This window comes from Streptomyces sp. CoH27, assembly GCF_020181035.1.
Lineage (GTDB): Bacteria > Actinomycetota > Actinomycetes > Streptomycetales > Streptomycetaceae > Streptomyces > Streptomyces camelliae.
Map to the genome: position 1 here is coordinate 26,457 of NZ_JAIQYY010000009.1, position 21,986 is coordinate 48,442.

General features: G+C 72.2%; 22 protein-coding genes and 1 pseudogene. 10 read left to right on the top strand and 13 right to left on the bottom strand.

Annotated features, from left to right (window positions below):
- The first annotated feature begins 6 nt into the window (after positions 1-6).
- From LE548_RS15960 to LE548_RS15975, 5 genes and pseudogenes are all read left to right on the top strand, one after another.
- The gene (locus tag LE548_RS15960) at positions 7-837 is read left to right on the top strand and encodes an enoyl-CoA hydratase/isomerase family protein (protein WP_225097508.1); all 831 of its coding nucleotides are present in this window, start codon (positions 7-9) and stop codon (positions 835-837) included.
- A gap of 41 nt (positions 838-878) precedes the next feature.
- Positions 879-2,180 carry an acyl-CoA dehydrogenase family protein gene (locus tag LE548_RS15965; RefSeq protein WP_225097509.1) on the top strand — a complete coding sequence of 434 codons (1,302 nt, stop codon included), beginning with the start codon at positions 879-881 and terminating at the stop codon, positions 2,178-2,180.
- 129 nt (positions 2,181-2,309) lie between these two features.
- Complete coding sequence (locus LE548_RS15970) at positions 2,310-3,881, top strand: class I adenylate-forming enzyme family protein (RefSeq protein WP_225097510.1); 1,572 nt, start codon at positions 2,310-2,312, stop codon at positions 3,879-3,881.
- Positions 3,882-3,917: 36 nt separating this feature from the next.
- Complete coding sequence (locus LE548_RS46505; RefSeq protein WP_374116113.1) at positions 3,918-4,172, top strand: SDR family NAD(P)-dependent oxidoreductase; 255 nt, start codon at positions 3,918-3,920, stop codon at positions 4,170-4,172.
- Positions 4,057-4,377: pseudogene (locus LE548_RS15975) on the top strand (carboxypeptidase-like regulatory domain-containing protein); the annotation flags it as partial. The gene LE548_RS46505 and the pseudogene LE548_RS15975, both read left to right, overlap by 116 nt.
- A gap of 1 nt (position 4,378) precedes the next feature.
- On the opposite strand, the gene LE548_RS15980 reads toward LE548_RS15975, so the two are convergent.
- From LE548_RS15980 to LE548_RS15990, 3 genes are all read right to left on the bottom strand, one after another.
- Positions 4,379-4,720 carry a hypothetical protein gene (locus LE548_RS15980; RefSeq protein ID WP_225097511.1) on the bottom strand — a complete coding sequence of 114 codons (342 nt, stop codon included), beginning with the start codon at positions 4,718-4,720 and terminating at the stop codon, positions 4,379-4,381.
- A complete protein-coding gene (locus tag LE548_RS15985; RefSeq protein ID WP_225097512.1) occupies positions 4,717-5,409 on the bottom strand; it encodes an RNA polymerase sigma factor in 693 nt (230 codons plus the stop codon). Before LE548_RS15985 ends, LE548_RS15980 begins: the two co-directional genes overlap by 4 nt.
- Before the next feature lie 72 nt (positions 5,410-5,481).
- A complete protein-coding gene (locus LE548_RS15990; RefSeq protein WP_225097513.1) occupies positions 5,482-5,955 on the bottom strand; it encodes a hypothetical protein in 474 nt (157 codons plus the stop codon).
- A 261-nt stretch (positions 5,956-6,216) separates the two neighbouring features.
- On the opposite strand from LE548_RS15990, the gene LE548_RS15995 reads away from it, so the two are divergent.
- Positions 6,217-6,573: a cupin domain-containing protein gene (locus LE548_RS15995; RefSeq protein WP_225097514.1), complete on the top strand. Its 357-nt coding sequence runs from the start codon at positions 6,217-6,219 to the stop codon at positions 6,571-6,573.
- 211 nt (positions 6,574-6,784) lie between these two features.
- Here LE548_RS15995 and LE548_RS16000 read toward each other — a convergent pair whose 3' ends face one another.
- The 3 genes from LE548_RS16000 to LE548_RS16010 all read right to left on the bottom strand — a co-directional run bounded on the left by LE548_RS16000 (position 6,785) and on the right by LE548_RS16010 (position 10,059).
- Entirely contained in the window at positions 6,785-7,759 is a 975-nt protein-coding gene (locus tag LE548_RS16000) for a pyridoxal-phosphate dependent enzyme (protein ID WP_225097515.1), read from the bottom strand.
- Positions 7,760-7,834: 75 nt separating this feature from the next.
- Positions 7,835-9,205, bottom strand: coding sequence for a VWA domain-containing protein (locus LE548_RS16005; RefSeq protein WP_225097516.1), 1,371 nt, complete (start codon positions 9,203-9,205; stop codon positions 7,835-7,837).
- Entirely contained in the window at positions 9,202-10,059 is an 858-nt protein-coding gene (locus LE548_RS16010) for a MoxR family ATPase (RefSeq protein ID WP_225097517.1), read from the bottom strand. Before LE548_RS16010 ends, LE548_RS16005 begins: the two co-directional genes overlap by 4 nt.
- A gap of 122 nt (positions 10,060-10,181) precedes the next feature.
- Between LE548_RS16010 and LE548_RS16015 the strand changes: the two genes are divergently transcribed.
- The 4 genes from LE548_RS16015 to LE548_RS16030 all read left to right on the top strand — a co-directional run bounded on the left by LE548_RS16015 (position 10,182) and on the right by LE548_RS16030 (position 13,168).
- The gene (locus LE548_RS16015; RefSeq protein ID WP_225097518.1) at positions 10,182-10,760 is read left to right on the top strand and encodes a TetR/AcrR family transcriptional regulator; all 579 of its coding nucleotides are present in this window, start codon (positions 10,182-10,184) and stop codon (positions 10,758-10,760) included.
- A gap of 127 nt (positions 10,761-10,887) precedes the next feature.
- Positions 10,888-11,568, top strand: a complete 681-nt coding sequence (locus LE548_RS16020) for an ABC transporter permease (protein ID WP_225097519.1) — start codon at positions 10,888-10,890, stop codon at positions 11,566-11,568.
- Positions 11,565-12,236: an ABC transporter permease gene (locus tag LE548_RS16025; protein WP_225097520.1), complete on the top strand. Its 672-nt coding sequence runs from the start codon at positions 11,565-11,567 to the stop codon at positions 12,234-12,236. The genes LE548_RS16020 and LE548_RS16025 overlap by 4 nt, the downstream gene beginning before the upstream one ends.
- The gene (locus tag LE548_RS16030) at positions 12,233-13,168 is read left to right on the top strand and encodes an ABC transporter substrate-binding protein (protein WP_225097521.1); all 936 of its coding nucleotides are present in this window, start codon (positions 12,233-12,235) and stop codon (positions 13,166-13,168) included. The genes LE548_RS16025 and LE548_RS16030 overlap by 4 nt, the downstream gene beginning before the upstream one ends.
- 8 nt (positions 13,169-13,176) lie before the next feature.
- On the opposite strand, the gene LE548_RS16035 is transcribed toward LE548_RS16030, so the two are convergent.
- From LE548_RS16035 to LE548_RS16065, 7 genes are all read right to left on the bottom strand, one after another.
- On the bottom strand, positions 13,177-14,331 hold the full coding sequence (locus LE548_RS16035; RefSeq protein WP_225097522.1) for an ABC transporter ATP-binding protein: 1,155 nt from the start codon (positions 14,329-14,331) through the stop codon (positions 13,177-13,179).
- 64 nt (positions 14,332-14,395) lie between these two features.
- Positions 14,396-15,388, bottom strand: a complete 993-nt coding sequence (locus LE548_RS16040; protein WP_225097523.1) for a zinc-dependent alcohol dehydrogenase family protein — start codon at positions 15,386-15,388, stop codon at positions 14,396-14,398.
- Between the two features lie 88 nt (positions 15,389-15,476).
- Positions 15,477-16,127, bottom strand: coding sequence for a lactate utilization protein C (locus LE548_RS16045; RefSeq protein ID WP_225097524.1), 651 nt, complete (start codon positions 16,125-16,127; stop codon positions 15,477-15,479).
- Positions 16,124-17,602 (bottom strand): LutB/LldF family L-lactate oxidation iron-sulfur protein, encoded by a 1,479-nt coding sequence (locus tag LE548_RS16050; protein WP_225097525.1) that lies wholly within the window; start codon positions 17,600-17,602, stop codon positions 16,124-16,126. Before LE548_RS16050 ends, LE548_RS16045 begins: the two co-directional genes overlap by 4 nt.
- Entirely contained in the window at positions 17,599-18,354 is a 756-nt protein-coding gene (locus LE548_RS16055) for a (Fe-S)-binding protein (protein ID WP_225097526.1), read from the bottom strand. The genes LE548_RS16050 and LE548_RS16055 overlap by 4 nt, the downstream gene beginning before the upstream one ends.
- Positions 18,355-18,442: 88 nt before the next feature.
- Positions 18,443-19,891: a rhamnulokinase family protein gene (locus LE548_RS16060; RefSeq protein ID WP_225097527.1), complete on the bottom strand. Its 1,449-nt coding sequence runs from the start codon at positions 19,889-19,891 to the stop codon at positions 18,443-18,445.
- Positions 19,888-21,927 (bottom strand): bifunctional aldolase/short-chain dehydrogenase, encoded by a 2,040-nt coding sequence (locus tag LE548_RS16065; RefSeq protein ID WP_225097528.1) that lies wholly within the window; start codon positions 21,925-21,927, stop codon positions 19,888-19,890. Before LE548_RS16065 ends, LE548_RS16060 begins: the two co-directional genes overlap by 4 nt.
- Between the last annotated feature and the right edge of the window lie 59 nt (positions 21,928-21,986).

Here is a 21,986-nt window from a genome sequence, read left to right on the forward strand (position 1 = left end):
TCAGCGATGACCTATCAGACCCTCGACGTCCGGCGTGACGGCCGGATCCTCTACGTCGACTTCAACCAACCGCCCGTGAACCTGATGAACTTCCAGATGGTCGGCGAGCTGTTCGATCTCGGTGGGTCCCTCGCCTTCGACCGGGAGACGACGGTGGTGGTCTTCGGCAGTGCCGACCCGGAGTTCTTCATCGCCCACTTCGACCTGGACGACATCCTGCGGATGGACAACGACCCATCGGTTCCGCAGAGCCGCTACGACGACATCAACGCCCTGCAGGCTCTGACGACTATGTGGCAGAACCTGCCGCAGGTGACCATCTGTGTGGTCGACGGGATCTGCCGCGGCGCCGGACTGGAGTTCCTGCTCGCGACGGATCTGCGGTTCGCCACGCCGGAGAGCCGGTTCTGCCTGCCCGAGACGAGCGGCGGCATCCTCCCCGCCGGCGGCGGTACGACACGGCTGGCCATGCAGATCGGCCCGGCCCGCGCCCGTGAGGTGATCCTCCAGGCCCGTGATTTCACCGGGGAGGAGGCCGCGGCCTACGGAATCGTCAGCCGCGCGCTGCCGCGCGAGGAGTTGAACCCCTACACCGACACCCTGGCACGCGACATCGCCAAGCGCCCGGCGAGCACGATCGCCGCGGTGAACGAGGTGTTCAAGAACGTCTACGGCGCCCTGGCCGACGCCCAGTTCGCCGGCTTCGCCGCGGAGAACACCGCACTGAGGGAACTCCTCCAGATCCCCGGCACCAAGGAGGGGCTCCAGACGATGGCGGGCCTGCAGGACGCCGAGCACGAACGGCATCTTCCCGCTGCGATCGCCTCCGCGCAGTAACACCAGCCGCAGGAAACACTCGGATCAAGGACGACGAAGTCATGACACAACGCAAGGACGCCGCGACATCTTCGGTTCGGCCGGGGCTGCCGTACGTGGAACAGAGTGGTTTCGAGATCCTCGGCGACGAGGAGCGCGCCATCCAGCAGGCGATGCACAAGTTCGCGCGGGAGGTGATGCGTCCGGCGGGCATCGCCATCGACAGGCTGAGCGCCGAGGAAGCGATCGCACCGGGCTCTCCGTACTGGGAGTTCATGGCGACAGCCGCCTCGTCGGGAATCGAGTTCGACGCGACCTCCGACGACGTGCCGCCACGCGAGCTGGCCCGGATCCAGGCGATCGTCGTCGAGGAGTTCGGGTGGGGTGACGCGGGCCTCGCGGTCTCGCTGGCGGCCGCCGCCTTCCCGAACATGATGGCCAAGCGAGCCGGCAACCAGGAACTGGTCGAGCTGACGGCGGGCAAGATCGGCGCCTGGGTCGCCTCCCAGCCGGACCGCGGTTCGGACGGCACGATGCTCTACCCCGCCGAGCGCCACGCCCTCGCCCCGCAGGGCAACAAGGGCAACCTGACCGCGAAGATCAGCGGTGGCGACATCGTGATCAACGGGCAGAGTTCCGCCTGGGTGTCCAACGGCCCGGTCGCCCAGGTCGCGATCCTTTCCATCGTCGCCGACTACGGCGAGGGATTCTTCGACGGCGAGGGGCATCCGCACGGCATCGAGGTCATCGTTCCCCTCGACCTGCCCGGAGTGAGCCACGGCAAGCCGCTGGAGAAGCTGGGCAAGAGGGCCCTCCCACAGGGTGAGCTGTACTTCGATGACGTCAGAGTCCCCGTGCGCTACGCCGTCTCGCTCGGCGAGGACTACTGGCACGGCCACGCGTCCACCTGGTCCACGGCGGGCGTGGCGATGGGCCAGCTCATGACGGGGCTGGCCCGGGGGGCCTTTGAGTACGCGCTGGAGTATGTCCACGAGCGCCGCCAGGGCGGCGCGCTGCTGGCCGAACACCAGATGGTGCAGAGCCGCCTGGGGGCGATGGCCCGCAAGGTGGAGATGATGCGCGCGGTGGCCCGGAGGGCCGCCGAGTACACGGCGCTCTCGCCGGCCAAACACCCCTACTACACCGGCGGCTCCAAGGTCACCTGTACCGATCTCGCCTTCGAGGTGGCCGATGAGGCCCTGCAGCTGTTCGGCGGCTACGGACTGACTCGCGAGTACCCGATGGAGAAGCTCTTCCGGGACGCCCGGGCTGCCCGTATCGAGGACGGCGAGAACCACCTGCTGAACATGAAGTTCGGCTACCTCAACACGCTGCTGTACCAGGGCGGACGGGTCGGGGCCTGACCCCTCGGCACCGGCACGGCCCGCTTCGCGGACTCCCGCTGCCGCGGGCTGTCGACGAGACCGACGAACCAGTACGACCGACCGATCCCCAAGCTGGGAGATCGACTTCGCAGACAAGGAATGACCAGCATGGCTGTGACCGACTTCTTCGACCGAGGCTGGCGCGCTCACCCGGACAGGGCCGCGTTCATCGCCGGCGAGCGGGCCTTCACCTACACCGAGATCGGTGAACTCTCCTGCCGTGTGGGCAACGCGCTGCTCGGACGCGGCATCAAGCCCGAGGCCAAGGGTGCGGTACTCGCGGGCAACGACCCCCTTGCGTGGGCCTGCGTCCTCGGCATGTGGCGGGCGGGCATGGCCTGGGTCCCGGTCAACCCCGCTTATCCGGAGGAGGAGATCCAGCGCCTGCTGGACAGCTTCGACTGCGAAGTGCTGTTCTGCCACGAGCAGTTCCTCCCGATCGTGGAGAAACTGCGCCCCGAACTGAAGCAACTGCACACCGTCGTCTCACTGGGCGCGGACACGCAAGCCGTGCCGGCGGCGGACGCGATCGTTCTCCAGTCCTTCACCGAGGGAGCGTCCAACGCGCTTCCCGACTACATTCCGGAGCAGGATTCCCTGGCGGGGATCATGCCTACTGGAGGGACCACTGGGGCACCGAAGGGTGCGATGAACACGCACCGGAGCCTGTCCGTGAGCGCGCTGCACCACATGTTCGCCGCGCCCTACGCCGGGGACGAGCCGATCGTGCACCTCGTCGCCGCACCGATGACTCACGCTGCGGGCACCCTTACGCTGCCGGTCACGGCCCGTGGCGGCACGGTCGTGGTGATGAGCCGCCCCGACCCGCTCGTGCTGCTCGACCTCATCGAGAAGCACCAGGTCACGGAGCTGTATCTGCCGCCGACCGTCATTTACCGGCTTCTGGAGACTCCGGGCATCGAAGAACGCGACTTCTCCTCCCTGAGGTACTTCACGTACGGCGCGGCTCCCATGTCCACCGAGAAACTGCGCCGCGCGATCGAGGTCTTCGGACCTGTGATGTTCCAGGGGTACGGCCAGGCTGAGGCCCCCACCGCGATCGCCTTCCTGCGCCCCGAGGAGCACTTCCGTAACGGTGAGATCGCCGACGACACCAGGCTGTCAGCCACAGGGCGGCCGGCACCGCTGGTGCGCGTCGAGATCCTCGATGACACCAACAACATCCTGCCCCCCGGAGAGACGGGCGAGATCTGCGTGCGCGGCGACTTGGTGATGAAGGGGTACTACAAGGCCCCGGACAAGACCGCGGAGACCATCATCGACGGGTGGCTGCACACAGGCGACGTCGGCTACCTCGACCACGAGGGCTTCCTGCACATCACCGACCGCAAGAAGGACATGATCATCTCGGGCGGGTTCAACGTCTACCCGAGCGAAGTGGAGCAGGTCATCTGGACGCATCCGGCGGTGCAGGACTGCGCTGTGATCGGCACACCGCACCCTGACTGGGGCGAGGCCGTCACCGCTGTCGTCGAGCTGAACGACGGCGCACAGCTGACAGAAGAGGAATTGGTGGCCTACTGCCGGCCGAAGCTCGGCGGGATCAAGACACCGAAGAAGATCGTGTTCGTCGACGCCCTACCCCGCAGCGCCAACGGGAAGGTGCTCAAGAAGGACATCCGCGAGCCCTTCTGGCGCGGGCACGAGCGGAGGATCTGACCGGCCATGGCGGACCCGACAGGCAAGGATCAACGGATGGCCCGACCTGTGGCGGTGATCACGGGCGCGGCCAGTGGAATCGGCCTCGCTGTGACGCGGCGGTTGGCGCGCACGCACCGGGTCGCGCTGCTGGACATCGACGGTGACGCGGTTCGGCAGGCCGCAAGGGATTTGGCCGCTCGCGCTGCCCGTGGAGATCTCCGGCACCGGTGTCACCCGCGTCGCGGCCGACCCGCGGTCAGGCGCCCGGGTGCGGGGCACGGTACGCGGTGCGGGCGGGCCGCTCGGTGACGCCCGGGTGGCCCTGGTGGACGCGGCGGGCGACGTCGTCGCCACGACCACCACCGGCGACGACGGGGCGTACACCTTCTCCGACCTGGACGGCGGCCGGTACATGCTGATCGCCGCCGGTCACCCGCCCCGGGCCGCCGGGGTGACGCTGCCCGGCGCCGACGTCGAGGGCCATGACATGGAACTCGCCCATCCCGGGACGTAGTTCACGGCGCCGTTGGGCTGGGGGAGGGCTCGGCCGTGGTCGGGGCGAGCGGGCTCGGGACCGCGGACGGCGTGCCGGTGCCCGGCCGCGGCGAACGGGCCGGCTCGGCCGGGCGGGACGGCCCGCCGCGCACCGCGAGGAACACCAGCGCCGCCACCGCGGCCAGGACCAGCGCGCTCGCCACGGCCCGGCGCAGCAGCACCCGGCCGGACCGTACCGGCGCGGTCGGCGGGCGCAGCGGACGCAGGTCGGCCGGGCCGACGGAGTGCGCCCGCGCGGCCAGGGCGGCCCGCAGCCGCTCCTCGACGGCCGTGGGGGCCGTACCGGTACCGGAGTCGTTCATCGCAGCCCCTCCAGACGTCGGCCGAGGGCGTCCAGGGCCCGGCTGGCCGTGGACTTGACGGTGCCCCGGGACAGACCGAGGGTCGCGGCGATCTCGGCCTCGGTCAGATGGGACCAGTAGCGCAGCACCAGTACCTCCCGCTGGCGCCGGGTCAGGGTGCGCAGCGCCGCCAGCACCTCCCGGTGGTCCTCGTGCAGCAGGACGTCCTCCTCGGGGGCGGGCGCGTGCTCCTCGGGCGCGGGGGTGTGCGCCCGTACGGTCCTGCGGCGGCGCAGCACCGAACGGGCCGCGTTGACGACACTGGTGCGCAGATACGCCTCCGGATCGTCGAGCGCGGCCAGCCGGTGACCGTGCCGGCGCAGGAGTGCGGTGAAGGCGTCCTGGACGACGTCCTCGGCCGTGGGCAGATCGTCCACCAGCAGCACCGCCAGCCGGACCAGGGACAGCCGGCGGTGGTGGTACAACTCCTCGATGCCGGGAGGCTGTTCGCGGCCGACGGGGTATGCCGTCGTACCGGCGCCGGGTGCGGTCGGGCCGGCGGGGGTCTCCGTCCGGGCGGCGCGGGCGAGGACACGGTCCCGCAGAGGAGACAGGAGCCGCCTCCCCAAACGCCATGGGGACGCGGGGCGGCGCGGGGTGCCGGACCGGTCCCGGGGCAGGGTCACCGCCGGTGGTGTGGCTGTCGTCATGGATCTCCCGGAGCCGGGCGGAGAAGCGGATCCTGCTTCCCCGCCCTGCCCTGCCTAGGTGGTGCGTGTGGCTCAGTACCGCGGCGCGGCCGGCGCCGGCGCGGGGTGCACGCGATGCGGACCGTGCCCCGGCACCGGACTCGGCACCGGCACGGGCACCGGTGCGGCGGTGGACGGCACCGGGGTGGGGGTGGCGCGCGTGGGGGAGGGCACGGGGCTGGGGGTGGCGGTGCGGACCGGCGACGGCACGGGGGACGGTGTCGCCGTGGGGACCGGGGTGGGCACGGGGGACGGTGTCGCCGTGGAGGGTACGGGCGACGGGGTGGCCGTGCGGACCGGGGAGGGCACCGGGGACGGTGTCGCGTGGCCGCCCGCCGGTTCCGGGGTGGCGGTGACGCCGGCGTGGGCGGGCGAGTGGCTGCCGCTCTGGGCCGCCTGGGCGGTGATGGTGCCGGCCACGGCCAGGGCCGCGCCTACGGCGGAGACCCCCAGGGCGGCCCGCAGCCTGCGGACATGGCTGGGGCGGGGGACACGGTGTGCGGTCATGGGTTCCTTCGCTCGCTCGGGTCGGACAACTGGTCGAAGTGGAGGCCTCCACCTCGACAGACGTCCGGCCCCGGGCGAGGTTGCGGGTGACGACCGAAGAATTTTCAGGGGCGCCTGCCACCGTATGGCGTTGCCACGGCGCGGGGCCGACGATGGAGGCGTGGGGTACGGCCGCCGCCGCAGCGCCGGCGCCGTCCGAGGCCGCCAGGCGACGACAGGCCGGCCCCGGCCGCGGTCAGCGGCCGGAAGGAGGACGCCGTCATGCTGGAAGTGAAGACGGTCGAGAAGCCGGACGAACGGCGCGACTTCCCCCGCGGCCACCTCGAAGCCCTGCACCTGACCGGGCTCGACTTCGCGGTGGGCACCTTCGAACCGGGGTGGCGCTGGTCGGAGTCCGTGAAGCCGATCGCGGGCACCGAGAGCTGCATGGTCCACCACAACGGCTACGTGGTGCAGGGGCGCATGCACATCCGCATGGACGACGGCGGCGAGGGCGAGGTCGGCCCCGGCGACGTCTTCGTGTGCCCGCCCGGCCATGACGCCTGGGTCGTGGGGGACGAGCAGTTCGTGGTCTACGACTTCGCCGGGACCATGGCCAAGGAGTACGCGAAGGGCTGAGAGAAGGGCCGCCCCGTCGTTCCGGACCGTCTCCGTCGTTCCGGGCCGCCTCCGTCGTTCCGGACCGTCTCCGTCGTTCCGGGCCGCCTCCGTCGTTCCGGACCGTCTCCGTCGTTCCGGGCCGCCTCCGTCGTACCGGGCCGCCTCCGTCGTTCCGGGTCGTACGGCGTGCGACCCGGTCGCATGTGCGGGGCCGTACGGCCCGCCACCGTCATCCCTCGAAGACGGCCGCCCCCGCCTCCGCGAACGCCACCGCGTCCGCGTGCCCGAACAGGCCGGGCAGGCCGCCGGTGTGGACGAACACCGTCTTCTCGCCCGGCCGGACGTCACCGTCGGCGACGGCCGCGCGCAGGCCGGCCAGGGCCCGGGCGGTGTACACGGGGTCGAGGACGAGGCCCTCGGTACGGGCGGCGAGCCGGAGTGCCTCGGCCGCGGGTCCGGTCAGCGTCGCGTAGCCGGCGCCCACCTGGTCGCGGCGCACCCGCAGGCCCTCGGCCGTGACCTCTTCCGTCGTCAGCGGCGCCGCGAACCGTGCCACCGCCGCGGCCGGGTCGGCCAGCGCGCCCACGTCGACACCGAGCACCGAGCCGGTGCCCAGGGCCGCGACCAGGCCGGCCATCGTGCCGCCCGAGCCGAGCGCGACCACCACGGTGCGCAGCTCGGGCAGTTGCTCGTCCAGCTCCTCGCCGCAGCGCACATAGCCCCGGGCACCCGGCACGCCCGACCCCCCGAACGGGATCGGCGCGGGCCGGGCACCGTCCGCCCGCAGCCGCGCGCACACCTCGGCCGCCGCGTCGTCCAGCCCCGCCTGGTCCACCTCGCCCGCCCAGGCGATGCGCGCCCCGAAGAGTCCGTCCAGGGCGAGGTTCCCGGACCGCGAGGCGCCCGGCGCGCCGCGCAGGACGAGGACGGCGGCCAGACCCAGCCGGGCGGCCGCGGCGGCGGTCAGCCGGGCGTGGTTGCTCTGCGGAGCCCCCGTGGTCACGAGCGTGTCCGCGCCCTCGGCGAGCGCCGCGCCGACCGTCCACTCCAGTTTGCGGATCTTGTTCCCGCCGCCGCCCAGACCGGTCAGGTCGTCCCGTTTGATCCACAGATCGTCCGGGCCGAGCCCGAGCACGGCGGCGAGCCGGGGCGCCGGTTCGACGGGCGTGGGGAAGGTGCCGAGCGAGACGGGGGAGTGGCCCATGGCGTACGTCCTTGTACAGATCAGTGCGGCTCGGTCCGGATCAGCCGCGGACCGCGGTCGTTCGGGAGCAGTCGATCACACCGGAAGCAGCCGGGCGATCAGCGCGCTGAGCTGACGGGCTGTACGGCACTCGTGCATCTCGACCAGGTCCGCGTAGGCGGGCGCGGCTGAGTCACCGGTGCCCCACTGGCCGCGCGGCTCCGGGTTCAGCCAGTACACGCGCCGGGCCCGCCGGGCGACCTCGCGTACGGCGGCCAGGTTCGGGTCGCTCATGTTGGTCCGGGCGTCCCCGAGGACGAACACGGTCGTGCGCGGGCCGACCGCGTCGCCGTACCGCTCGGCGAACTCGCCCAGCGCCACGCCGTAGTCGCTGCTGCCGTGCCAGCCGGTCAGCGTGGCCTCGGCGCGGATGCGGGCGCTCAGCCCGTCGGGGTCGGCACGACCGTGCTCCAGCAGGCCGGTCACCTCGTCCAGCCGGTTGACGAAGGCGAACACCCGGATCTTGCTGAACTGGTCGTGCAGCGCCTGCACCAGCAGCATCGTGAAGTCGGAGAAGCCGGACACCGAGCCGGACACGTCGCACAGCAGGACCAGTTCGGGGCGGACCGGCCGGCGCCGGCGCAGCACCGGCCGCATCGGCACCCCGCCCGTGGACAGCGAGGAGCGCAGGGTGCGGCGCAGGTCGACCGTGCCGCGCGCGGCCCGGCGCCGGCGCGCGGCCAGCCGGGTGGCCAGCTTGCGTGCGAGCGGCGATACGGCCCTGCGCAGTTCGGCCAGTTGGTCCCGGCCCGCGAACAGGAAGTCCACTCGGTCGGCGGTCGGTACGACACCGCGCCGGGCGATCTCGTCCCGCCCGCGCCGCTCTGCGACCCGGCGCCGCGCCTCCGCCCCGACCATCCGCCGGAACTGCTCGATCCGGCGCCGGATCTGGTCGTCCAGCAGCCGGTCCGCGAAGTCCGTACCGTCGCCGTTCCCGCTTCCGCCCCCGTCCCGTCCGCGCACATCCGAACGCACCCGCGCCAACAGGGTCTGCGGGCGCAGCCGTTCGAGGGTCTGGTATGCGGAGAAGCCGTCCGACCCCGGTGAACTGCCGTATCCGCCCATGCCGTCCACCGCCTCGGCCGCCAACCGGGCCATCATGGCCTGGTCGCCCGCGGCCAGCGCCCGAGCCAGCCGGTCGCGCAGCTCGTCACGGCCCGCGCCCGCGCCGTCCGGTCCCCCCACCGCGCGCGGGAAGTACAGGTCGAAGACGGGGTCGAACACCGCCCGCTGTCCCGGGCCGTGCAGCAGCGTCGCGGCCAGCCCCTCCCGCAGCAGCTCCCGGTCCGCGAGCCCGAGTGCCTCCACCGCGCGGGCCGCGTCCACCGTCTCACCCGTGCCGATCCGCACCCCGTGCGCGCGCAGCGCCCCGACCAGGCCGGTGATCCGCTCGGCGACCTCGGTCACAGCGCGTCCAGGTCGAGCTTCGCCGCCGCCTTCTGGATGTCGTCCTGGTGCTTGAGGATCACTCCGAGACTGTCCCGTACGACCGTCTCGTCCAGCGCACCGGCGCCCAGGGCCAGCAGGGTGCGCGCCCAGTCGACCGTCTCGGCGACGGACGGAGCCTTGCGCAGGTCCATCGCGCGCAGCGCCCCGACCACCCGGACCACCGACTCGGCGAGCGCCTCGGTGAGGCCCGGCACCTTCAGCCGGACGATCCGCCGCTCCAGCTCCTCCTCGGGGAAGCCGATGTGCAGGAACAGGCAGCGGCGGCGCAGCGCCTCGGACAGCTCCCGGCCGGCGTTGGAGGTCAGGACGACGAACGGGCGGCGGGTCGCGGTGACCGTGCCCAGCTCAGGGACCGTGATCTGGAAGTCGCTGAGCACCTCCAGCAGCAGCCCCTCCATCTCGACGTCGGCCTTGTCGGTCTCGTCGATGAGCAGCACGGTCGGCTCGTCCCCGCGGATGGCGGTGAGCAGCGGGCGGGGGAGCAGGAACTCCTCGCTGAAGATGTCGGTGCGGGTCTCGTCCCAGCTCTCGTCGCGGCCCGCGCTGATGCGCAGCAGCTGTTTGGCGTGGTTCCACTCGTACAGGGCGCGGGACTCGTCCACGCCCTCGTAGCACTGGAGCCGGACCAGCCGCGCCCCGGCCACCTGGGCGACCGCCTTGGCCAGCTCGGTCTTGCCCACCCCGGCGGGACCCTCCACCAGCAGCGGCTTGCCCAGCCGGTCGGCGAGGAACACGGTCGTCGCGACGGCGGGCGAGGCGAGGTAGCCGGTCTCGGCGAGGCGGGCGGAGACGTCGTCGACGGACGTGAACAACGGGGCCTCCGGCGGATCGGGAACAGGTGTCCGGGCTCCTATCTAAGCGCTTGTTCACCATCCCTGTCACGTGTATACACCGATCGGTTTCCCCGTTGCCCGCGCCGCGGTAACCTCGCCGTATGGCCACCACCGACAAGGCGTCCTCCCGTGAGCGGCTGCTCGACGCCACCGCCGAACTCTCCTACCGCGACGGCGTCGGAATCGGCATCGAGGCACTGTGCCGGCAGGCCGGCGTCTCCAAGCGGTCGATGTACCAGCTCTTCGACAGCAAGGACGCGATGCTGGCCGCGAGCCTGGAGCGGCGCGCCGCGTGGTACGAGGCCCAGCTCACCCACCCCCACCCGGAGACCGTGACCCCGCGCGAGCGCATCCTGCACGTCTTCGAGCAGGTGACGAAGGCCGCCGCGGACCCCGGCTATCACGGCTGCCCCTACCTGGCCGTCCTCGTCGAGCTGAAGGACCCCGGACACCCGGCGAGCGTCGTCGCCCGCGGTGTCAAGGACCATCTGACGCGGACCTTCCGCACCGAGGCGGAGCGCGGCGGCGCCCGCGACCCCGAACTCCTGGCCCGCCAGCTCGTGCTCGTCTTCGACGGTGCGAGCGCGCGGGCCGGCGCGAAGGTGGAAGACCTGGCGGACGGACTGGCCGTGACGACGGTGACAGCGCTGATGGACGCGGCCGGGATGGATCGAGCGTGACGGGCCGCCGGTCGTCTGCGGGTCCGTCGTGGCTGATCGCGCAGATGACCGCGCCCCTTCGGGGCGCTGCCCCCGTACGGCCCAACCCGACGCGGCCCCCTGATCTCCCTCCCGGTCCAATGAAACGGTGACCACCCCGCCGCACGACTGCCTCGCACGCAACGACTGGATCTGCGGCGCCTACCTGACCACGCGCCGGCAGATCCTGCTCGACGCGGTCGTCCAGCACGTCCGGCTGACCGCCCTGTCGGTGCTCATCGGACTGGTCGTCGCCGTGCCGCTCGCGGTGCTGGCGCGCCGCTGGGGCTGGGCGGCCGGGCCCGTGCTCGCGGTGACGACGATCCTCTACACCATCCCGTCCCTGGCCATGTTCTCCCTGCTGCTGCCGGTCTACGGCCTGTCCGCCGGCCTCGTCGTCGCCGGACTGGTGCTGTATTCGCTCACCCTCCTGGTCCGGAACATCCTCGCGGGCCTGCGCGCGGTCCCGGAGGAGACCCGGCAGGCGGCACGCGGCCTCGGCTACGGCCCGATCCGGCTGCTGCTCACCGTGGAGCTGCCCCTCGCCCTGCCCGCCGCGATGGCCGGGCTGCGCATCGCCACCGTCTCGGCGGTCTCCCTGGTCACGGTCGGCGCGATCGTCGGCTTCGGCGGCCTGGGGAACCTCATCTACGCGGGCATGAACACCTACTTCAAGGCCCAGGTGCTCACCGCGTCCGCGCTGTGCGTGCTGATCGCCGTCCTCGCCGACCTGCTGCTGCTCGGTGTGCAGCGGCTGATCACCCCCTGGACCCGGGCGGGCCGCGCATGAGCACGCTCGCCGCCGCATGGCACTGGCTCACCGACCCCGCGCACTGGTCCGGCGACGACGGCATCCGGCACCGGCTGCTTCAGCACCTCGTCCTCACCGTGGTCTGTCTCGCCGTCAGCTGTGTGATCGCGCTGCCGGTCGCCCTGGTCCTCGGCCACCTCGGCAAGGGCGGCGCGCTCGCCGTGAACGTCTCCAACGCCGGCCGGGCCGTGCCCACCTTCGCCGTCCTGGTGCTGCTGCTCCTCACCCCGGTCGGCAGGTGGGGCGAGGGTCCGACGGTGGTGGCCCTGGTGCTGTTCGCCGTCCCCCCGCTGCTCACCAACGCCTACGTCGGCATGCGCGAGGTCGACCGCAGCGTCGTGCGGGCGGCGCGTGGCATGGGGATGACGGGCCGGCAGATGCTGCTGCGCGTGGAACTTCCGCTGGCGCTGCCGCTGGTCCTGACCGGGGTGCGGATCGCCGCCGTCCAGCTGGTCGCCACCGCCACCATCGCCGCGCTCGCCGGCGGCGGCGGCCTCGGCCGGATCATCACCGCCGGTTTCAACCTGGCCAGCACGCCCCAGGTGGTCGCCGGCGCGATCCTGGTGGCCGTGTTCGCGCTCGTCGTGGAAGGGGCTTTCGAGGTCGCCGAACGGCTGGCGCCGGCACGTGCCCGGGGCGGCCGATGAGAAGAGCCCTGCCGGCCGTCGCCCTCCTCACCCTCACCGCCTGCACCACCGGCCCCGCCCTGGAGAACCGTGGCGAGGTCACCGCACCGCCCGGCGACAGCCACCACCTCACCATCGGCTCGGCCGGCTTCACCGAGAGCGACCTGCTCGCCCAGATGTACGCACAGCTGCTGAACCGGGCCGGCTACCGGACCTCGATGATCACGGTCGCCAACCGGGAACTGTACGAACCGGCGCTGGAGTCCGGCCAGATCGACGTCGTGCCCGAGTACGCGGCAACCTTCGCCGACTGGCTGAACGCCAAGGCCCACGGCGCCAACGCCGAGCCCGTCGGCTCACCCGACCTCGGCAGGACGATGAAGGCGCTGCGCCGCCTGGCCACACCCCGCGGCCTCACCGTCCTGCCGCCCGGCCGGGCCGTCGACCAGAACGCCTTCGCCGTACGCGCCGACTATGCCCGCGAACACCGCCTGCGGACCCTCGGCGACCTGGGCGCCTCGGGGCTGCGGGTGCGGCTCGCGGCGGGCGACGAGTGCGTCCGACGGCCATACTGCGCACCGGGGTTGAAGAAGGTGTACGGCATCGACATCACCGGTGTCGATCCCAAGGGCGTCGGCACCACCCAGGCCAAGCGGGCCGTGCAGGAGGGCCGGGACCAGATGGTGCTGACCACCACCACGGACGCCACCCTGGACTCCTTCGGCCTGGTCCTGCTCGCCGACGACAGGCATCTGCAGAACGCCGACTACATCGTCCCGGTCGTCAACCGCGCGCGGGCGGGCAGCGAGGGCGTGGCGAAGGCGCTCGGCAAGCTCAACGACGTCCTCACGACGGCCGACCTGGCGGCCATGAACCAGCAGGTCGACAGCTGGCGCCGGCTGCCCGCCGACGTGGCCCGCACCTATCTGAAGGAGCAGGGCCTGCTGCCCTGACCGCGGGATCAGGCGTCCGACACCGAGTCGAACGGCACCTGTCCGCGCGCCACGCCCCGCGCGTCCGCGTCCACCGAGCGGCGCAGCGCCTCGTGCAGCTTCGCCGGGGTGAGCACGCCGAGGAAACGCGCGCCGTCCAGGACCGCGACCCACGCGGCGTCGTACTGGAGCATCACCCCGAACGCCTGCTTCAGCGGCGCGCCGACCGGCACCCACGCGGTCATCCGGTGGGTGTGGTCCCCGACCGTGCCGCCCGCCGCCAGGGCCTCGATGCCGACCCAGCCGTGCAGGTCGCCCCGGGGGTCGAGGACGACCGCCCAGCGCGCGTCCTCGGCCCGCAGCCGCTCCCGGGCCCGGTCGGCGGGTTCGTCCGGCTGCGCCACCGGTGGCTGTTCCAGATCGTCCGGCTCGACCGCGGTGACCGACAGCCGCTTCAGCCCCCGGTCGGCGCCCACGAAGGAGGCGACGTACGGCGTGGCGGGCGCCCCCAGCACCGCGCCGGGCGTGTCGAACTGCTCGATGCGCCCCTGCCCGTACACGGCGATCCGGTCGCCGAGCCGGACGGCCTCCTCGATGTCGTGGGTGACCAGCAGCACCGTCTTGCGCACCGCGGCCTGCATGCGCAGGAACTCGTCCTGCAACTGCTCGCGCACCACCGGGTCGACCGCGCCGAACGGCTCGTCCATCAGCAGCACCGGCGGATCCGCGGCGAGCGCCCGCGCCACCCCGACCCGCTGCCGCTGCCCGCCGGACAGCTGTTCGGGGTAGCGCGGGCCGTATGTCGTCGGGTCGAGCCCGACCAGTTCGAGCAGCTCGGCCGCCCGCGCCCGGGCTCTGGCCCGCTGCCAGCCGAGCAGCGCGGGCACCGTCGCGGTGTTGTCGAGGACGGTGCGGTGCGGGAAGAGGCCCACCTGCTGGATGACATAGCCCATCCGGCGGCGCAGCCGCACAGGGTCGACACCGGCGATGTCCTCGCCGCCGACGAGGATCCGGCCGGAGGTCGGTTCGATGAGCCGGTTCACCATCATCATGGTCGTCGTCTTGCCGCAGCCGGACGGCCCGACGAGCGTGACCAGCTCGCCCTCGGCGACCTCGAAGGACAGGTCGTCCACGGCCGTCGTACCGTCCGGATACCGCTTGGTGACCTGCTCGAACCGGATCATTCCCCCACGCTAACGGCGCTGTCCGAGCCGTGCTCGCCGGTGCGGCGGAACGGGGCATGCGCCGTCAGACGGTCACGACGATCTTGCCGAACTGCTCGTTCGACTCCAGGTGCCGGTGGGCCGCCACGATGTCCTGGAGCGGGAAGAGCCGGTCCACGACCGGCCGCAGCATGCCGGTGCGCAGCCCGGAGGTGATGAACGCCTTCGCGCGCCGCAGCCGCGCGGGATCGCGGGTGATCTCCAGCATGGTGAACGTCCGCATGTTCAGCGCCGGCATGTTCAGTTCGAACCCGGGATACGGCGTCGGCTGCCCGCTCTGCGCGCCCCACAGCAGCAGCGTCCCGTCGGCCGCCACCGCCCGGGCCAGCTCCGTCACGCCCGGTCCGGCCACGGCGTCGAGGACGAACTCGGCGCCCCGGCCGCCGGTCAGCTCCCGTACCCGGCCGGTCACGTCCTCCTCGTCGGAGACGATCACCTGCGCAGCGCCCGCTTCGAGCAGCCGTTCCCGCTTGGCCCGGGTCCGGGTGACGGCGATCGGCGTGGCGCCGAGCCGGTTCGCCGTCTGGATCGCGGCCAGCCCGAGGCTGCTGGAGGCCGCGTTCACGACCGCCACGTCCGCCGCCCGTATTCCGCCGGTCTCCGCCATCGCCCCGTACGCGGTGAGGTACGGCATCCACACGGCGGCCCCGGTGACCGCGTCCACCCCGTCCGGCCGGGGCACGAGCGCGGCGGCCGGCACCAGCGCCCGCTCGGCGTACACCCCGTATTCGTTGGGGGAGAAGCTGGGCAGCACGCTCACGGCCTGTCCGACGTCGAGACCGGTCACGTCCGGTCCGAGCGCCTCCACCACTCCGGAGGCCTCGTTGCCCAGCCGCGCGGGAAACCGCTTCACCGGCTCGATGTAGACGTCCCGGCGGAACAAGGCCTCCGCCCGGTTGAGTCCGATCGCCTCGATGCGCAGGCGCACCTCCCCGGGACCCGGCTCACCCGGCTCCCGTTCCTCCAGCCGCAGCACCTCGGGCCCGCCGGCCTCGTGGAAGCGCACCGTCTTCGCCATCTCGACTCCCCCTGCTCGCTCGGTGATCACGGACCACTCTGCGAGAAAGTTCGATGGCTGTCAAATATTGATGGCTGTCGTAATCAAGTCATGCGGTCCCGCTGACCAGGATCACCTCCAACGTGCGCGGACCGTGCACCCCCTCCACCCGGTCCAGCTCGATGTCACTGGTGGCCGACGGACCCGAGATCCACGTCAACGGGCGCGTCGGATCGAGCCGTTCGAGGGCCTGCGGCACGGAGGAGACGACCTGGTCGGGGACGCGTACGACACAGATGTGGTGGTCCGGGATCAGCGAGATGCGGCGCCGGCCCTGGTCGGGGGAGCCGTCCAGGACGATCGTGCCGGTCTCGGCGATCGCCACCGCACACCCCGTCACCACACTGCCCACCCGGTCCAGTTGCCTCGGGGTGCTCGCCGCCCGGTCGTGGATCCATACCGGGTCGGCGGCGGCCAGCCAGTCCGGCGGCAGCCCGGGCGGCACGAGCATCTCCTGCGAGCCGCGCCGGGCCAGCAGCCGCATGACGAGCATCCGTACGTCGTCGACGCCGACGCGGTGCACGATCGCCCGGTAGTCCGCCAGGTTCTCGGCCAGCAGCTCCACCGTCTCCTCGGACGTACGGTGTCCGTGCTCGCGCAGATAGCCCCGGCCCACGGCCTCCTCGTACGGCCGCCCGTCCGGCGTCACATCGGCGAGCGCCCGCCGGATCCGGCCCAGCACCCGTTCCCTGCTGCTCACTTGGAAGTGTCCTTTCCACCGTGGGTGCGCTGCCACCAGTCCCGGAAGGGCTCGGCCGGCACCGGCGGCAGATCCCGGGTGCCCGTCCAGGCCCGGCCCGGGCCCGGCAGGGTGCGGGGGTGCAGCCTGCGGGTGCGGGAGGCGAGGCGCTGGCCGGTGCGCAGGGCGGCGGGGTGGGCCAGCGCCCAGCGGGCCGCCCGTACGGCCGCACGCTCGGCCGCATGCCCCTTGGCCGGTTTCAGCAGCACCCGGTTGCCCTGCCGTACCGCCGGACCGCCCTCGGCCACCCGCTCCCGCAGGTGCACCAGCACCTCCGGGATGTCGATGGCGACGGGACAGACCTCGTAGCAGGCCCCGCACAGACTCGACGCGTACGGCAGCGAGGCGTCGATCTCGCTTGCCGTGCCCCGCAGTTGAGGACTCAGGATGGCGCCGATCGGGCCCGGGTAGACCGAGCCGTACGCGTGCCCGCCCGCGCGCTCGTAGACCGGGCAGACGTTCAGGCAGGCCGAGCAGCGGATGCAGCGCAGGGCCTGGCGGCCGACGGTGTCGGCGAGGGTGTCGGTGCGGCCGTTGTCGAGCAGCACCAGATGGAAGGTGCTCGGGCCGTCGCCGTCGGTGGTCCCGGTCCACATGCTGGTGTACGGGTTCATGCGCTCGGCGGTGGAGGAGCGGGGCAGCGTCTGCAGGAACACCTCCAGGTCCCGCCAGGACGGCACCACCTTCTCGATGCCCACGACCGAGATCAGCGTCTCGGGCAGGGTCAGGCACATCCGGCCGTTCCCCTCGGACTCCACGACCACGAGCGTGCCGGTCTCGGCGACCATGAAGTTGGCGCCGGAGATGCCGACCTTGGCCCGCAGGAACTTCTCCCGCAGATGCAGCCGCGCGGCCTCGGCGAGTTCGGCGGGCGTGTCGGTCAGCCCCTCGGGGGCCGGCCGGCCCCACGTGCCCATCTCCTCGGTGAAGATGTCCCGGATCTCGCCCCGATTGCGGTGGATGGCCGGGACCAGGATGTGCGAGGGCCGGTCCTTGCCCAACTGCACGATCAGCTCGGCGAGATCGGTCTCGTAGGCCCGGACGCCCGCTGCCTCCAGGGCCTCGTTGAGGCCGATCTCCTGGGTGGCCATCGACTTGACCTTGACGACCTCCGACTCACCGGTCGCCTGGACCAGTCGCGTCACGATCCGGTTGGCCTCCTCGGCGTCGGCCGCCCAGTGGACCGTACCGCCCGCCGTGGTGACCGACTCCTCCAACTGCTCCAGATACCGGTCGAGATGGCGCAGCGTGTGGTCCTTGATGCGCCGGCCCGCCTCCCGCAGCTCGGCCCAGTCCGACAGCTCGGCCACCGCCCTGGCCCGCTTGGCACGGATGGTGTGCGTGGCGTGCCGGAGATTGCCGCGCAGGGTCGCGTTGCCGACGGCCTCCCGGGCCGCCTCGGGAAAAGCCGGCATGCCGACGAACGTCCCGCTCATACGGCCGGTTCCTCCTCCGTGCTCGCCAGGATCTCCGCGATGTGCACCGGCCGCATGGCCGTGCGCAGCCGGCTCATCGTGCCGCCGATGTGCATCAGGCACGAGTTGTCGGCCGCGCACAGCACCTGCGCGCCCGTCGACTCGGCGGCGCGCACCTTGTCCGCGCCCATGGCGGCCGAGACGTCCGCGTTCTTCAGCGCGAAGGTGCCGCCGAACCCGCAGCACTCCTCGGCCCCCGGCAGCTCCATCAGCTCAAGGCCCTTGACCGCCTCCAGCAGCCGGCGCGGCCGGTCGCCCAGACCGAGACCGCGCAGCCCGTGACAGGTCGGATGGTAGGTGACCTTGTGCGGGAACCAGGCCCCCACATCCGTCACGCCGAGCACGTCCACCAGGAACTCCGTCAGCTCGTACGTCTTCGGCACCACCGGCGCCAGCGTCCGCGCCAGCGAGTCCCCGCGCCCCTCGGCACGCGCCCGCTCGCCCATCCGGGGATACAGCTCCCGCACCATCGCCGCGCACGAACCGGACGGGGTCACGATCGCCTCGTACCCGCCGAAGACATCGGAGAAGTGCCGGGCCAGCGGCTCCGTCTCATGCCGGTACCCGGTGTTGTAGTGCGCCTGCCCGCAACACGTCTGGGCCATCGGGAAGTCGACGTCGACACCCAGCCTGGTCAGCAGTTTCACCACGGCCCGGCCGGTGTCCGGATAGAGCGTGTCGTTGACACAGGTCAGGAACAGGGCGACACGCATCGCGGCTCCTCGGGGTCGGTCATCGGACGAGTGCAGGGTAGTCGGCGCACACCGCCGAGGGGAGAGGGCGACTCACCGCGCGGCGCTCTCACCGCGCGGCGAGCCGGGCCTCGGCCGCCCGCCAGCGGGCCTCGTCGCCGCGCGGCGCGTACCGGGTCAGCGGCTGGGTCCGGGTGAGCAGCCGGCGCATCGCGGCGAGATCCCCGGCCAGGCCGTGGGCGCGGGCCTGCACCAGGACATTGCCGAGGGCCGCCGCCTCCGTAGCCCCGGCCACCACGGGCAGCCCGCAGGCATCGGCCGTCAACTGGCACAGCAGCGCGTTGCGGGTCCCGCCGCCGACGATGTACACCACGTCCACCGGGTGGTCGGCCAGCCGCTGCGCGTCCGCGACGGCCCGCCGGTGGGCGAGCGCGAGGGAGTCGAGGATGCACCGGGTGATCTCGCCGCGCGAGGAGGGCACCGGCTGTCCCGACGCCCGGCACGCCGCGGCGATCCGCTCCGGCATCCGGCCCGGCACGAGGAACGCCTCGTCCCCGGCGTCCACCACCGAGCGCAGCGCCGGCGCTGTGCCCGCCTCGCGCAGCAGCAGCCCCAAGTCGGGCTCGTCCCAGGCGCGTTGGCACTCCTGGAGCAGCCACAGCCCCATGATGTTGCGCAGATACCGGACGGTGCCGTCCAGGCCCAGCTCATTGGTGAAGTTCGCGGCCCGGCTCTCCTCGCTGAGCACCGGAGCGGTCAGCTCCAGCCCTGCCAGGGACCAGGTGCCGGTGCAGATGTAGGCGAAACGCTCACCGGCCGCCGGCACGGCCGCCACCGCGGAGGCCGTGTCGTGCGAGCCGACGGCCGTCACCGGAACCGGCCCGGTCAGCCCCGTCTCCTCCAGCACCTCCGGCCGCAGCACCCCCGCCGGATCCCCCGGCTGCCGCAGCGGCGCGAACAGCCCGAGGTCGATGCCCAGCCGCTCGGCGACGCCGTACGACCACGTCCGGGTCCGGGGATCGATCAGCTGCGTGGTGGAGGCGTTGGTCAGCTCCGTGCCCTGCTCACCGGTCAGCCAGTACGTCAGCAGATCGGGGATGAGCAACAGCCGCTGGGCGTAGGACAGTTGCTTCGACGCCCGGGCGGCGGTGAGCTGGTAGAGGGTGTTGAACGGCGCGTACTGGATGCCGGTCGCGGCGTACAGCTCCTCGGCCGGCACGGTGGCCCACACCTTCTCGGCGACTCCCTCGGTACGGGCGTCGCGATAGTGCACCGGGTTGCCCAGCAGAGCCCCGTCGGCATCCAGCAGACCGTAGTCGACGGCCCAGCTGTCGATGCCGACGGAAGCCACCTGCCCGGCCGCCCGCAGCCCGTCCAGGACACCGCCGTACAGCGCGAGCACGTCCCAGCGCAGCCCCTCCGGGACGCGCACCGGCCGGTTCGGGAACCGGTGCGCCTCGCTCAGCTCCACCGAGTCCGGGCCCACGGAGCCGACCATCACCCGCCCGCTGGAGGCGCCGAGATCGACGGCGGCGTACGGCTTCACACCCGCGCTCATCGCAGGAAAGCGGCCGCCACACCCGCGTCGACCGGGATGTGCAGCCCGGTGGTGTGCGTGAGGTCTCCGCCCGTGAGCGCGAACACCGCGCCCGCGACATGCTCGGGCAGGACCTCCCGCTTGAGGATGGTCCGCTGCGCGTAGAACTCGCCCAGTTTCTCCTCCGGCACCCCGTACACCGCGGCCCGCTGCGCACCCCAGCCGCCGGCGAAGATCCCGGACCCGCGCACCACCCCGTCGGGGTTGACCCCGTTGACCCGGATCCCGTGCTCGCCCAGCTCGGCTGCCAGCAACCGCACTTGATGCGCCTGATCGGCCTTGGTGGCGGAGTAGGCGATGTTGTTGGGCCCGGCGAACACGGCGTTCTTGGACGCGATGTAGACGATGTCCCCACCCAGCTCCTGCGCGATCATCACCCGCGCCGCCTCGCGCGACACGAGGAAGGACCCGCGGGCCATGATGTCGTGCTGGAGGTCCCAGTCCTGCGCGGACGTCTCCAGCAGCGGCCTGGAGATGGAGATTCCGGCGTTGTTCACGACGAGGTCGACCCCGCCGAACGCGAGCACGGCCGCCCGGAACGCGGCGGCGATCTGCTCCTCGTCGGTGACGTCCACGGTGACGGCGACGGCCTTGTCGGCCCCGCCCAGTTCCTGCGCGACGGCCGCCGCGGTCTCCCCGTTCAGATCGGCGACGACGACACACGCCCCCTCGTCGACGAGCCGCTGCGCGATCGCCTTGCCGATCCCGCTGCCGGCGCCGGTGACGAGCGCGACGCGGGTCGCCAGCGGCTTCGGCTTCGGCATCCGCTGAAGCTTGGCCTCCTCCAGCGCCCAGTACTCGATCCGGAACTTCTCCGACTCCTCTATGGGCGCGTACGTCGAAACGGCCTCGGCGCCTCGCATCACATTGATGGCGTTGACGTAGAACTCGCCGGCCACGCGGGCGGTCTGCTTGTCCTTGCCGAAGGAGAACATGCCCACGCCGGGGATCAGCACGATCGCCGGATCGGCACCGCGCATGGCGGGGGAGCCGGCGGTGGCGTGCCGCTGGTAGTAGGCGGCGTACTCCTCCCGGTACGCGGCGTGCAGCTCCTTCAGCCGGGCGACGGCGTCGTCGAGGGGAGCGGTCGCCGGCAGGTCGAGCACCAGCGGCCGTACCTTCGTCCGCAGGAAGTGATCGGGACAGGAGGTGCCGAGCGCGGCGAGCCGGGGGTGCTCGGCGCGGGCGAGGAAGTCGAGGACGACATCGGAGTCGTCGAAGTGACCGACCTGCGGCCGGTCCTGGGAGGCGAGGGCCCGCACATACGGCGCGAGTGCCGCCGCCCGCTCCCTCCGCTCGCTGTCGGCCAGCGCCTCGTACCCCGCCACGACGGGCCCGAAGGGCTCCGCCCTGCCACGCTCGGCGAGGAACGCCTCGGCCGTGCGGATGATGTGCAGCGAGTTGCGCTCGCACTCCTCGGAGCTGTCGCCCCAGGCAGTGATCCCGTGCCCGCCGAGCACACACCCGATGGCCTGGGGATGCTCCCTCTTGATCGCGGCGATGTCGAGCCCCAGCTGGAACCCGGGCCGCCGCCACGGCACCCAGACCACGCTGTCCCCGAAACACTCGGCGGTCAGCTTCTCCCCGTCGGCCGCACAGGCGAGCGCGATACCGGAGTCCGGATGCAGATGATCGACGTGCGGGGCGTCCACCAGCCCGTGCATGGCGGTGTCGATGGACGGCGCCGCCCCGCCCTTGCCGTGCAGACAGTAGTCGAACGCGGCGACCATCTCGTCCTCACGCTCGACCCCCGGATACACCTCGACGAGCGCCCGCAACCGGTCCACCCGCAACACCGCGAGCCCTGCTTCGGTGAGGGTGCCGAGATCACCGCCCGATCCCTTGACCCACATCAGCTCGACGTCACCACCGGTCACCGGATCGGTTTCGACGCCTTTCGCGGAGGCGTTGCCGCCGGCGTAATTGGTGTTACGGGGATCGGAGCCGAGCCGATGGGAGCGGGCGAGGAGGGCGGCGGCTTCGGGGTTGGTGGTCATGCGAAATTCCAGTCCTTTTGAAGAAGAGGGAGGTGAATCAGGGGCGCGGGGCTGTATCG

Bases quoted from the DNA above. Each gene is read 5' to 3' on its own strand.
- LE548_RS16055 (WP_225097526.1), bottom strand. From the start codon at position 18,354: ATGCGTGTCGCCCTGTTCCTGACCTGTGTCAACGACACGCTCTATCCG.
- LE548_RS16015 (WP_225097518.1), top strand. From the start codon at position 10,182: ATGGCCACCACCGACAAGGCGTCCTCCCGTGAGCGGCTGCTCGACGCC.
- LE548_RS15965 (WP_225097509.1), top strand. From the start codon at position 879: ATGACACAACGCAAGGACGCCGCGACATCTTCGGTTCGGCCGGGGCTG.
- LE548_RS15990 (WP_225097513.1), bottom strand. From the start codon at position 5,955: ATGACCGCACACCGTGTCCCCCGCCCCAGCCATGTCCGCAGGCTGCGG.
- LE548_RS46505 (WP_374116113.1), top strand. From the start codon at position 3,918: ATGGCCCGACCTGTGGCGGTGATCACGGGCGCGGCCAGTGGAATCGGC.
- LE548_RS15995 (WP_225097514.1), top strand. From the start codon at position 6,217: ATGCTGGAAGTGAAGACGGTCGAGAAGCCGGACGAACGGCGCGACTTC.
- LE548_RS16030 (WP_225097521.1), top strand. From the start codon at position 12,233: ATGAGAAGAGCCCTGCCGGCCGTCGCCCTCCTCACCCTCACCGCCTGC.
- LE548_RS16000 (WP_225097515.1), bottom strand. From the start codon at position 7,759: ATGGGCCACTCCCCCGTCTCGCTCGGCACCTTCCCCACGCCCGTCGAA.
- LE548_RS16035 (WP_225097522.1), bottom strand. From the start codon at position 14,331: ATGATCCGGTTCGAGCAGGTCACCAAGCGGTATCCGGACGGTACGACG.
- LE548_RS16040 (WP_225097523.1), bottom strand. From the start codon at position 15,388: ATGGCGAAGACGGTGCGCTTCCACGAGGCCGGCGGGCCCGAGGTGCTG.
- LE548_RS16025 (WP_225097520.1), top strand. From the start codon at position 11,565: ATGAGCACGCTCGCCGCCGCATGGCACTGGCTCACCGACCCCGCGCAC.
- LE548_RS15970 (WP_225097510.1), top strand. From the start codon at position 2,310: ATGGCTGTGACCGACTTCTTCGACCGAGGCTGGCGCGCTCACCCGGAC.
- LE548_RS15960 (WP_225097508.1), top strand. From the start codon at position 7: ATGACCTATCAGACCCTCGACGTCCGGCGTGACGGCCGGATCCTCTAC.
- LE548_RS16060 (WP_225097527.1), bottom strand. From the start codon at position 19,891: ATGAGCGCGGGTGTGAAGCCGTACGCCGCCGTCGATCTCGGCGCCTCC.
- LE548_RS15980 (WP_225097511.1), bottom strand. From the start codon at position 4,720: ATGAACGACTCCGGTACCGGTACGGCCCCCACGGCCGTCGAGGAGCGG.
- LE548_RS16050 (WP_225097525.1), bottom strand. From the start codon at position 17,602: ATGAGCGGGACGTTCGTCGGCATGCCGGCTTTTCCCGAGGCGGCCCGG.
- LE548_RS15985 (WP_225097512.1), bottom strand. From the start codon at position 5,409: ATGACGACAGCCACACCACCGGCGGTGACCCTGCCCCGGGACCGGTCC.
- LE548_RS16065 (WP_225097528.1), bottom strand. From the start codon at position 21,927: ATGACCACCAACCCCGAAGCCGCCGCCCTCCTCGCCCGCTCCCATCGG.